We start from the raw sequence: 12,008 nt of genomic DNA, 5'->3' as shown, positions 1-12,008 counted from the left end.
AATTGCGCTTTTTAGTCATTCTATTCTCCAATAATTCTTAGAAGAATAGCTCTTAAAATCTCCCTTTTTTCGTCCAAAAATCTGCGCCTATATCACTTTCCTAGAATGAATATTAGATCCTTACAAATAAAAACACATTCAATAATGTTATTTTTTTCTTTAATAAAACGGAAGGTGGCGTTATTTTTAGTGATTATTATTCTGATTAATATTAACGCTATTTTTTCTTACATCAAGATTTTTTTATTTTTAATCATCAATAAATTGGATGCTCTAATTTTAGATCACAGAATTTTTTATTATTCTGTGATCTTATCAATTAACATACTATTAATTATCAACGCATATATAAGATATAAAATTAACAAAAAGAGGGAAAAAGAATAGCAAAAAAATACCACTTATATTCAAATTAATTCCCAATCCCCAAAGTACCCCTCTTTAGTTTTAATTAAATCCTCATAAACACGCATCTCTAAACCATCAGCAATCTCATCCCATTCTGTTACCTCCTTGGCTATATTAAAATAATCATCATTAATAAAAAACACTCTGGGAACTCCGTATGTCCAGATAATGCCATCAACACCAAAAAGTGTTGCTCCTTCAAAGCCCCAATCATCCATTTCTTGTTCTGGGGTATTGCGTCCGTGGTATAGTCTTAATTTTACCAATGTTCCTTTCATATTGCTGTTGTTAACACGCTATTTTCAGGATGAGGCAAAGGGATTTTTCTTTGCCTCTAAAAAAATTCCGTTACCTTTTTATTTCCATCATTTTTTCCGTAAGAGTCCACAAGGCACGATTTAATTTTACATTTTGATCAATGGCTTTTACTTCTCTCGTTTTAGTTCGAGTGGTGTAACCGTATTTATTTAAACGATGGCCACGGATCCCTCCTTTAATTAAATTTTCTTGCAGGACATTAAACACCGTAAACAAATCATTATCTTTTTGATCCACATAACGCCTTGGTTGCAATAAACGCTCAGGAGCAACAATCATTGCTCCCTCTTCATCAGAAAATTTTAGAGAATGAGCAGCTTCAGCAAAAATCATTTTTTCATCATCATTTAGATGAATCGAAGCCATATCATCTGATACATCGAGCATCTTGTTCGCGGTTTCAATCACTTTATAAGTACCTTCAATAACATTTCCAATAACATCGCCCTGATGTTTAATTCTAATTTCGTCATACGATTGCCCTGCAATCATTCCATTAGCACACACAACCCGAAAAAGACCCGCCATTAGGCGATAAGAAGAGAGGCCATCATGAGAATTAATAAGAACAAGTTCTGGATAAAGCCCCTGATTATTTTGCATGACATCATGACGTTGAAAACGGAGCATGTGTTTTGCAAATGCTTTCGATTCTTGATTCTGGCTTTTAGTCTGAGTTGCCCAAGTCGGAAAAAACCCTTCTGACATTAATTTTTCAATGATTTGCTCTGTTGAGATCGGTGAGTACTGAGGACTTGTTTTGTACGAACTATCTTGTGTGAATATGGAAGGGGCTAATTTAAATAGTTTTTCTTTTGATAAAATGGGTAACATGATGTTTTCTCCTATGTTTTTACTATTGTTCTCAAGGAACAAATACAGTATCTCAAAAAATCGTAAAGTTGTCAATAATATTTATAAAACATAATGATAAAATAAATTTATAAAATATATTGATATTAATTGCTGCCCTTGTTATACTGTTCATGTCTTAATGACACATAGTAAAAACACAGGAGAACTCAATGACTATTCCAGAAATTATCCAGCAACAATTGCTGCACACGAATAAAACGATCGTTTGGTCGTGGGGCGTATCTAAATGGTATGAACTATCGTCTAATGCGCTTGCCATAAGAGTTCATGCGCGTTATTTAGATGGTTTTGTCTGTATCGAGTTGGATGAGGCGCAAGACTTATACAATATTTCCTTTTACCTTAACAAAGACTTCTCAGACATGCTGGTGTGGCCAGTGATACCCTATAAACCGATGAAAGGAGTCTATTGCGATCAACTGGTTGAATTCATTGATAACAGAATAGAAAGAATACCCGATTATAAATACTGACTATTGCCCTACTCCATACCGTGGGGAGTAGGCCATTAACTGGAGTAGATTCATGAAAAAACTATCGTTTGCCGTTAAAGCAAACATGAATAAACCACCTAGAGTTCACGTGCAATCAGCCGATAAAAAAACAACCTATGGTTCATTTCAAGCAAATAACTGCGATGAATTCGATAGTTGGGATAAATTAAGCCAGGAAGAAACTATTGAATTAAAGCACTACATGAATAATCTAGTGGCTATTGAGCATTACTTTTCCACAAAAGCTCTGTCCGAACAAAAAGATTTTAGGATCCGATTACCCGGTAGTTTTATTGACGCTATTGATGTACTAAGCAAGTTATGTTTTGAAGATCACATTAACTTGAATATTTATGATGCCATGATAAGTGCCGCTATTGGGCAACTTAAAATAAAGACAGCAAGCCTTCCTGATGACAAAAAACAGCAAGCGCTGACACTGCTTAATCAACTAGGATTATCCGAAAATGTAAAAACAGATGTTTCCTTGAAAATACAGGCGGTATTCTCTGAATTATTATCCATTCATAACAAATCAGAAAAACTGCACCAAAAAGCCAGGATGCTTTTTAATAAAGATAAAAGTATTGCTCCAAAAACCATTGAAGAAATCGCAAAAGGTGAACTATCAACCTCGAAATGGTTAGTGGCTTGCGCTGTAGAGATTTTACTGGAAGAAAAACCAGATATAGTGCAAAAAATATTAGTTGATGACGATATCTTATTTTTGTGGGCTAATCCTTTACTAAAAAATAATAGGCCAATCAAAGAGCTGCTTCATACCCTAGAGTCATTAAATGATTCAGAAGCATTAAACAGCAAACTAAATTCCATGACTGATTTTAGTTAAATACTTTTCAAATTATCACATTTATGCTATAAAATACTATGAGAATAAAATTTTACCAAAAGCAATCAGGCAAAAACCCTGTGGCGGAATTTCTAAATGATTTGCCGTCCGATGAAATCGCGCGACTTGCTGGTTGTTTAAAAAATGTTGAAGAACTGGGTTTTGATAGCCCACGGGTACAATTCAGGCAAATTAAAGGCTCGCTTTGGGAAATTAAAATTAAAACATCGCGCAGTGGTTATCGGTTTTTTTATGTGTGCATTCAAAAAGAAATCATCGTTCTTTTACATGCCTATAAAAAACAATCACAAAAAGCGCCAAAGCAAGAAATTGAACTGGCTGAAAAACGAATGATGGAGGTATACGAGAATGAAAGCACTTACCTTAAATGAATTTATTGACGATAAAATCAATCAAGATGAAGAATTTGCCAAGCACTATGAGCGTGAGCAAATTATTAATAATATAGCAGTAATGATTGTAAATGCCCGTAAAAAGCGACATATGACGCAATCTGAATTGGCTAATAAAATTGGAACCAAACAATCGGTTATTTCTCGCCTTGAAAGTGGCAATAGTTCATTTATTCCATCATTAGAAACTTTGGTTAAGGTTGCTGATGCGCTGAACATGCACTTAAAATTGCAATTACAGGCCTAATTATTCTTTGGCCAATATGGATTAACAGTAAACTTTAAAGGACATTAAATGGCATTAGATTTTTCCAAACTGGGTACGGGACAAACTGTTGATACTGTTTTAAAACCGAGAGAAATTTTTAATGCGTTACCCAATAAAAAATCAAACAAATTCCATTATCCCCGCGATGTGCAATCTCAAGTATGGAGCAAGTGGTTTGACCGAAAAGAGGAACGAAACCTGGTCATAAAAATGAATACAGGCGGCGGTAAAACAGTGGTTGGCCTCTTAATTTTAAAAAGTTGCTTGAATGAGAAGAATTGGCCTGTAGTTTACATTGTTCCAGATAATTTTTTAGTAGAGCAAGTTTTATCCGAAGCAAAAGATCTTGGATTAAATGCTGTAGATAACCCTGAAAATGAGAGTTTTTTAAAAGGGAAAGCCATTTTAGTAACTAATATATATAAATTAATTAACGGAAAATCAGTATTTGGCGTTGGGGATGAAGGAATCAGAATACCCATTAAAACACTTCTTATTGATGATGCTCACGCATGTGTAAATGCAGTTGAAGAGCAATTCACGTTGAATGTATCATCCTCTAACCCGGCACATGAAAAAATATTTAGCATTTTTGAAGAGGCAATGAAAAGCCAGTCGGAAGCCAAATATTTGGAGATTAAAGCGGGCGATCCTTTTGCCTACATATTGATCCCATATTGGCACTGGCAAGAAAATCTAAGCAATGTAATGCAAGTTTTAATTGAAAACAAAAATAATGAAGAAATAAAATTTAAATGGGCATTAATAAAAGAAAATTTGGAACGATGCAGTTGCGTGATCAGTAAGCATCACATTGAAATTACAAGTAATTGTATTCCGATTGATGTGATTCCGTCTCTTAGTAATGCATCAAGAAAAATATTTATGACCGCCACACTATCGGACGATAGCGTCTTAGCGACCCATTTTGGTGTAAGCCCTCAATACCTTAATACCCCTATAACTCCAGATTCAGCGGGGGATGTCGGTGACCGATTAATCCTATTACCACAAGCTCTTAATACCAATATGTTCGATAGTGATGTTAAAGAACTATGTGTGGAATTATCCAAAGAATATAACGTGGTAGTTATTGTCCCATCCAACAAACGAGTGGAGTTTTGGGAAGATGCAGCGGATCTCATTTTAAATAAAGACAGTATACTTCAAGGGATTGAACAACTTAAAACCACTCATATTGGCTTAACAATTTTAGTTAACAAGTATGATGGGATTGATTTACCCGAAAATGCTTGCCGCTTGTTAGTTATAGATGGATTACCAACAGCCCGAAATAGTATTGATAAAATTCGCCAGAGTGAGCTTTCAGGTAGTTCGAACAGAGTAAATCAAATTGTTCATAAAGTGGAACAAGGAATGGGGAGGGGAATTAGATCTAATGATGATTATTGTGTCATTTTTCTTATGGGAAAAGATCTTACTTCTCAGCTTTATATGGGAGAAACCTTAAAACTATTTTCTCCCGCGACAAAAGCTCAATTAGAGCTATCAGAACAAATAGCAGACCAAATAAAAGATAAGGGCGCTAATGAGGTTAAAACCGTCATAAACTACTGCCTAAAAAGAGATCCACAATGGGTTAAGTTAAGCAGAGGTATTATGGCTGACTTAAATTATTCCAATCAAAATGAATCTGACTCAATAAAAATTGCGTTAAGAGAAGCGTACGATTTAGATCGCTCTGGGAAACCACAAGAAGCAGCAAGAAGAATTTTAAATGAAATCAATAGGTCAAATGAAGATCTTTTATTAAGAGGCGTTTTAAAACAATACATGGCGGAGTATATAAATAAGTACGATAAAGTGGAGTCGCAAAAAACACAGCTATCGGCTATATCTGACAATTTAAGAGTTCTTAAACCCATCGAAGGCATTTGTTATAGACCACTACAAAATCATATCGGATCACAAGCAATAAAATGCTCGACCTATTTAAAAGAAAAATTTAAAGATGGAAACAAACTGATTATCTATGCAGAGGGAGTATTTTCAAAACTTATATTTAGTGAAGGCACTGCAAATGTATTTGAGGATGCTATTAAAGAGTTAGCATACCTTCTTGGCTTTATAGGCCAACGCCCAGAAAATGATTATGGAAAAGGGCCTGATAATCTCTGGCTGTTGGATGATTTAAAATTTCTAGTTATTGAATGTAAAAATGGAGCAACCACTGATCTTATTTGCAAACACGATTGTAATCAGCTGAATGGTTCTGAAGTTTGGTTTAATAACAATTATGGCAATGGTGCTAAATGTGTACCGATTATGATTCATCTATCTGCTTGTTTTGAGTATGCGTGTTCTCCAAGTGTAAATATAAAAATAATGAATAAGGGCTTATTAGAAAAGTTAGTTAATAACACTCGTCAATTTATAAAATCTATAGCCACTGATAATAAGTTTGAAGACAGTCAAACTGTCAAACAACATCTGGCTCAATACAAGTTAGAGGCTAATGATATTTCAGCCAACTACACAACTCCTTTTAGGACAAAAAAAACATGAGCACTTTAAATATATAATGGGAACAACTAAAAAACAGTATTTCATCAATAGTAAATGGAATACTTCTTTGACATTATTTTATAACTTTTGAGCTAGTTGAACGCAGGTCTAATCAAAGGATTAGCATGGGGACTGTACTTAATTTAATTGTTGATTCAATACAAGAAGGTTTTTTACACCCATCAAGATTTATAAAAAAAATCAAAAGCCACTCTCAGCTACAAATGTTATTAAAAACACCTCCCCAAACGGCTAGCTCGGATCAAATAATTCATTGGAACAGGTGGGATAGTTTTTATTTTGATAAAAAATATACCCTGAATCTAAGGAAAAAATACGACTCAACGCTACAATATATTCCAGAACTAGAATATATCGTTACAGTTAATGAAACAGAAAATTGGTGGTGTGATATTCGCGATATTGATTGCCTTGGCGCATCAAAATCAGATCTGAGCCTGTTTAAAACCCTTGATGATTTCGCAACAACAGTTAACCATAATTTAATCGCCGACATATCAGAACAAAATTTAAACAAAAATTTGCGATGGGAGGGTGGACGAATATTCAATAACCTTTCATTTTATTGCTATGCATGGGATAACAACCGCATTCATTTATGTAATAGTGGGGGATCTCATCATTTTTCAGCAGCCCGATATCTTGCCTTAAAATTAAATAAAAAATTTCCTGTTTGCGGTCGACTATATACAGTTCATTTAGACTCACAGTCCGTATTTTCTTTATTAAATCAATTTGATCTTTTTTCTGTAAATAGTAAAGACTGGTTCTTTATTAGTGAAGAATGTGAACATTTTGGTGCTCCAGTTGGATTATACCCTGCCCCACGACCGTTTTATGACCAAACAATTATTTTTCTTCCCCGTAATAATAAACGCTCAATGAGGATCTCGAAATTATTTAAACAAATTCAGCTATTTGATTTCAGCCTTTTCTTATTAAAGTCTCTAAAAAATCAAGAGAACAATGACTAAAACCGAGCGATCACACATAATTTCAAAAAAAGACGTTCCGATATCACAAGGGTACACCCCTGTGATAAATTTTACCCTTTTTTAAAATCCCTTGTTTTTACTATCAATAGAATATGGTTTTTATTTATGATAAAGTGCTATCACTACTCTTAAATATTATAGTTGGAAGGTCCAAAAATATCAGCTCTTCTTGAAGTTGCTACATCATATAAATCATCAAAAAAATAATCTTTTCGGGAAATTTTTATTTGATTTAATAGCAATAATACGGGGGCTGGTATTTCAGATCTCGATCAGCCACAGAATGAAAAAATAAAACCCAAATTACTAACCCACACGATCAATTTTTTCGAACAGCTATGGCAGACCTTCGGGTTGCACGTGATTTTTTGAACGCTTGGTTGCCACATGATAACGCGAGCGCATTGATTTTTCTAAATTAGAAATGCAGCCTCGCTCCTATATTAATGAGGTACGTCAAGAGTCTGAAGTTGATGTGTTATAAAACAACTATAGACAATAAAAAAGCCTATCTTTATTTTCTTTTAGAGCATCAATCCAAACCTGATCTATTAATGCCTTTTCGATTGCTTAAATACCCAGTTATGTACACTCCGTTGCAGTCAAAAATTCATATTGACTTTAGTGATTATTTTGCTTTAAAATTTGAAATAATGTGAAAAACCATCAAAAGTAGGTTTATAACGCCATGAAAATTACATCTTAAGTACGCCCTTCTACAGGGCAAAGAGAGAAAATCAAAAATGATTTTCTATTTTTTTATTGTCCTAAAAGACATGCTTAAGAGTAAACCATGCACCATAAACCGATTCAATTTAAAGACCTAGGTCTTATCTATCCGCATAAAATCTGTTTTCAAGACTTCAGTGGTGAAATTCACTTTGGTGAGCGTATTGCACTGATTGGCCGAAATGGATCAGGAAAATCAACCTTACTGAAGATGCTTGGTGGTCTTTGTTCGGCTTCTGCTGGCGAAATTAAAGTGCCACAGGATGTTCGTATTGGCTATTTACCCCAAGTGATTGAAGAGTGTCCTCATTTAAGTGGTGGTCAACGATTAAACCAAGCATTAACCAAAATATTGTCTGAAGATCCGAATGTGTTGTTGTTGGATGAGCCCACAAATTATCTGGACAGACGCAATCGTCGTTCTTTAATGCGCAAGCTCCTGCATTATCCGGGGACGTTGGTTATTGCTTCTCATGATACGGAGCTCATCAATACAGTCGCAGATACTCTATGGCATATTGATTTGGGTCAAGTGAGTGTATTTAGAGGGGCTTATTGTGATTATCAGCAAATACTTAAAGACAAGAAAGCATCGATTGAACAGGAATTATCACGGATTTCACGTGAGAAGAAAGAATCACATCTTTCTCTAATGAGAGAACAAGAACAGAATAAACGTTCTCGTGTTCAGGGTGAAAAAAAGATAGCGCAGCGTAAATGGCCAACGATTCGGTCTCATACAAAGCTCGCCAATGCATTGACAACAGGAAATAAACGATTAAGTCAGATTAATCATAAAAAACAACAGGTGCTTGAAGAGCTTTCTTCTTTAAACCTTCCGGAAACGATTAAGCCCAAATTTAAATTAAACGGTCTTGATCACCATAAACCCTTAATCAGGATTCAAGACGCTTCTATTGCCTACGAGGCTTTCGAAGTGATTCTTGAAGGGATTCATTTTCACTTAAATGGCCGCGAACGGGCGGCATTGTATGGGGACAACGCATCAGGGAAGTCCACTTTTGTCAAAGCGCTCTTGGGTGATAGTCACATTAAGAGAACAGGTGAGTGGACTCTTCCCGAGCGCAATACAGTTGGGTATCTCGATCAGCATTATCAACATCTGGATTGTGACGAAACAGTTCTGGATTTGATGAAAGCTCAGATGCCCCATGCTTCTCATGCTGAACTTCGTGTCCATTTGAATGACTTTTTATTTCGCAAAAACATCGAGGTAGAAATAAAGGTTAAATATCTTTCTGGAGGTGAAAAGGCAAGGCTTTCTTTAGCGCTAATTGCTGCCAATCCGCCTAAGCTACTTATTTTAGATGAGGTAACCAACAATGTGGATTTGGAAACACGTGCTCATATCATTGAAGTATTACGTGAATTTCCAGGCGCAATGTTGGTTATTTCTCACGATTATGATTTTTTAGATTCCATTCACATTGAAACCAGATATCACATTTATCAAGGGAAAATACATCATTTCAATGGGGAACAATCGCAAGGGTATTCATCATGACTCATCGTTTGCCTAACCACATAGGCTCTTTTATGTGGCATTTTTTAAAACCGTATCGACGCATGGTTTTTTTATTTATCCTGCTTGCTTTAATGGCTGGATTTTGGGGGCCGTTTAATAGTTTATTGATTAAATCCCTTATTAATACCTTGGCGGAAAAAACAAGTACGGATTTCTCCTCTTTGTATTGGATCGCAGGACTTTTGGTAGTGAACTTTATTGTTTTTGACAATATCACCTGGCGAACAATCGGGTACTTGAACTATAAATATGAAGCGGTGATTAAAAACCAAATTATTAGCCAAATGTTTGAGTATGTGTTGGGAAGTAGTACGCAATTTTTTCAGGATAATCTATCCGGGCGAATTGCCACACAAATTACGACTCTTGCTGATAATCTTGAGATTATTTTGCATCGCGTGTCTGTCGACTTTCTTCGTGGTGCTTCATTGTTAGTGGTTTCATTTATTACAGCCTATTTTGTTAATGTCTTGTTCTTTTATATTTTATTTTTTTGGTTTATTGCCTTTGCCTCATTTAGTATTTGGATGTCGGCACGATTGGTTCAATTGTCCGATGACCATGCAAATTCTGAATCGCAGCTTTCTGGACAATTAGTAGATAGCCTGGCGAATCAATCCAATATTCGTATTTTTTCACGCAAAATCTACGAAGTGGAACGTATGAACACGTTTTTTCGCTTGGTACAACGGGCTTTTCAAAGAAAAGAGCTGTTTATTGTTTTGTTATGTTGCGCGCAAGGTGGAATGATTGCGGTAATGATGGGCCTGGCCTCGATTACCTTAATTCACTTGTATGGCAAGGGATTGGTGAGCATTGGTGATTTTGCTTTGATTCTTGGACTTTCCATGGAATTGGGGCATATGATGTGGTACACCATGTACCAAGTGGACCAATTTAACCAAGCCTTAGGCAAGGCAAGACAAAGTTTAAATGCATTGGTCATCCCCCATGAGATACAAGATAAAAACAATGCATCCCAATTAGTGGTCACGCAAGGACGAGTTGAATTTTCCAAAGTAAAATTTCATTACCAGGGTGGTTACTCCCTGTTCCAGAATAAGTCGGTAACAATTGAAGCAGGTCAAAAAGTGGGGTTAGTGGGCTATTCAGGAAGCGGCAAGTCCACTTTTGTTAATTTGATTTTGCGACTTTATGAAGTAGTGGATGGGCAAATTCTAATCGATGGTCAAAACCTATCCGAAGTGACTCAAGAGAGTTTAAGGCAAGCCATTGCTATGATTCCTCAAGACCCAACACTTTTTCATCGAAGTCTGATGGATAATATTCGTTATGGTAGGACAAAAGCCTCGGATGAGGAGGTCATTTCGGCTTCCAAGAAAGCCCATGCGCATGAATTCATCAGTCTTTTGCCAGAAGGTTATGAAACTTTGGTCGGTGAGCGTGGGGTTAAACTTTCAGGTGGTCAGCGCCAGCGTATTGCGATTGCCCGAGCCATCTTAAAAAATGCTCCGATTTTAATGCTGGATGAAGCCACGTCTCAGCTTGATTCCATTACAGAATCCAATATTCAAGAGAGTCTCTGGGATTTGATGCAGGGAAAAACAACCCTGGTCGTTGCTCATCGTTTATCGACTCTGCTGCATATGGACCGAATTTTAGTATTCGATAAAGGCCATATTATCGAAGACGGGACACATGCTGAACTACTAGATCGCGGTGGGTTGTACAAAACTCTGTGGGATGCCCAGGTAGGTGGGTTTTTACCAGATGAACGAAAAGAAGAGTCTGATGACTTAGTGGATAGTGGGGTAGTAAATGAATAACTCACATACAGAATTTGGGGTAGTGCATCATTTACTTAGTGACTTACTATCCGGCTTGCAATCGATTTTAAAAGAACATTTGTTGGGCGTTTACGTGTATGGTTCATTCGTCTGGGGTGATTTTGATGAAACAACCAGCGACATTGATGTTTTTGTAGCATTAAACCAAGAAATGACACCAGAAGAATTCTCGGCTTTAGATGATTTGCATACCAATCTTGTTCAGAATTTTCCAACTTGGAATGACCGAATTGAAGTGGCTTATGCATCTTATAGAATGTTACAACATTTTAAGACAGAACCAGGTCAAATTGCTGTCATTAGCCCAGGGGAACCGTTTCACCTCAAACAGGCGGGGACTGACTGGCTTATTAATTACTATTTATTACAAAGAAATAGCCTCATTCTATACGGCCCATCACCAAAAACGATTATAGCTCCTGTCTCAAACAGTGAGTTTATAGAGCATGTCAAAAAACAAGCCATTGAATGGCAAGATTGGGTTATCCATACCAGAAATTCTTTAGGGTACCAATATTATGTTGTATTAACGTTATGCAGAGCCTTATATGTTCTTCACCAAAAGGAACAATGCTCTAAATTAAAAGCAGGAGTCTGGGCTAAAAATCAATTCCCAAAATGGCAAGTTTTAATTCAACGAGCATTAACTAAAGCTGAACTCAGTGATGCAAGTCATGACTTGATTGATAAAACCTATCAAGAAGTCACTGCATTTGTGGATGAAATGGTTCAGCATATTCAAGAGAGAGAATAAAT

At 36.1% G+C, this 12,008-nt stretch carries 10 protein-coding genes and 2 pseudogenes; 10 read left to right on the top strand and 2 right to left on the bottom strand.

Features of this window, described 5'->3' with window-relative positions:
* Window positions 1–407 precede the first annotated feature (407 nt).
* Together B5D33_RS15575 and B5D33_RS15570 are read right to left on the bottom strand one after the other, a co-directional pair.
* Entirely contained in the window at window positions 408–686 is a 279-nt protein-coding gene (locus tag B5D33_RS15575) for a hypothetical protein (protein ID WP_058452992.1), read from the bottom strand.
* A 70-nt stretch (window positions 687–756) separates the two neighbouring features.
* On the bottom strand, window positions 757–1,560 hold the full coding sequence (locus tag B5D33_RS15570; RefSeq protein ID WP_042238334.1) for a DUF932 domain-containing protein: 804 nt from the start codon (window positions 1,558–1,560) through the stop codon (window positions 757–759).
* 191 nt (window positions 1,561–1,751) lie between these two features.
* Between B5D33_RS15570 and B5D33_RS15565 the strand changes: the two genes are divergently transcribed.
* The 10 genes and pseudogenes from B5D33_RS15565 to B5D33_RS15520 all read left to right on the top strand — a co-directional run bounded on the left by B5D33_RS15565 (window position 1,752) and on the right by B5D33_RS15520 (window position 12,006).
* Window positions 1,752–2,075 (top strand): hypothetical protein, encoded by a 324-nt coding sequence (locus B5D33_RS15565; protein WP_042238332.1) that lies wholly within the window; start codon window positions 1,752–1,754, stop codon window positions 2,073–2,075.
* Window positions 2,076–2,127: 52 nt separating this feature from the next.
* The gene (locus B5D33_RS16920) at window positions 2,128–2,946 is read left to right on the top strand and encodes a hypothetical protein (RefSeq protein WP_042238329.1); all 819 of its coding nucleotides are present in this window, start codon (window positions 2,128–2,130) and stop codon (window positions 2,944–2,946) included.
* An 80-nt stretch (window positions 2,947–3,026) separates the two neighbouring features.
* Window positions 3,027–3,338: a type II toxin-antitoxin system RelE/ParE family toxin gene (locus B5D33_RS15555; protein ID WP_234802532.1), complete on the top strand. Its 312-nt coding sequence runs from the start codon at window positions 3,027–3,029 to the stop codon at window positions 3,336–3,338.
* Entirely contained in the window at window positions 3,316–3,606 is a 291-nt protein-coding gene (locus tag B5D33_RS15550) for a helix-turn-helix domain-containing protein (RefSeq protein WP_021460513.1), read from the top strand. The genes B5D33_RS15555 and B5D33_RS15550 overlap by 23 nt, the downstream gene beginning before the upstream one ends.
* A 48-nt stretch (window positions 3,607–3,654) precedes the next feature.
* Window positions 3,655–6,153 carry a helicase C-terminal domain-containing protein gene (locus B5D33_RS15545; RefSeq protein WP_042238325.1) on the top strand — a complete coding sequence of 833 codons (2,499 nt, stop codon included), beginning with the start codon at window positions 3,655–3,657 and terminating at the stop codon, window positions 6,151–6,153.
* Between the two features lie 125 nt (window positions 6,154–6,278).
* Window positions 6,279–7,148 (top strand): DUF6685 family protein, encoded by an 870-nt coding sequence (locus tag B5D33_RS15540; protein ID WP_058452990.1) that lies wholly within the window; start codon window positions 6,279–6,281, stop codon window positions 7,146–7,148.
* A 323-nt stretch (window positions 7,149–7,471) separates the two neighbouring features.
* Window positions 7,472–7,828, top strand: a pseudogene (locus B5D33_RS17105) (Rpn family recombination-promoting nuclease/putative transposase).
* A gap of 134 nt (window positions 7,829–7,962) precedes the next feature.
* Window positions 7,963–9,439 (top strand): annotated as a pseudogene (locus B5D33_RS15530) (ABC-F family ATP-binding cassette domain-containing protein).
* Entirely contained in the window at window positions 9,420–11,231 is a 1,812-nt protein-coding gene (locus B5D33_RS15525; RefSeq protein ID WP_065240027.1) for an ABC transporter ATP-binding protein, read from the top strand. Before B5D33_RS15530 ends, B5D33_RS15525 begins: the two are co-directional and overlap by 20 nt.
* The gene (locus B5D33_RS15520) at window positions 11,224–12,006 is read left to right on the top strand and encodes a nucleotidyltransferase domain-containing protein (RefSeq protein ID WP_058452986.1); all 783 of its coding nucleotides are present in this window, start codon (window positions 11,224–11,226) and stop codon (window positions 12,004–12,006) included. Before B5D33_RS15525 ends, B5D33_RS15520 begins: the two co-directional genes overlap by 8 nt.
* Window positions 12,007–12,008: the final 2 nt, after the last annotated feature.

Source organism: Legionella maceachernii, from assembly GCF_900167045.1.
Lineage (GTDB): Bacteria > Pseudomonadota > Gammaproteobacteria > Legionellales > Legionellaceae > Tatlockia > Tatlockia maceachernii.
Note: the sequence above shows the minus strand (reverse complement) of the source record. Positions and strands in the feature narration are given on the sequence as shown.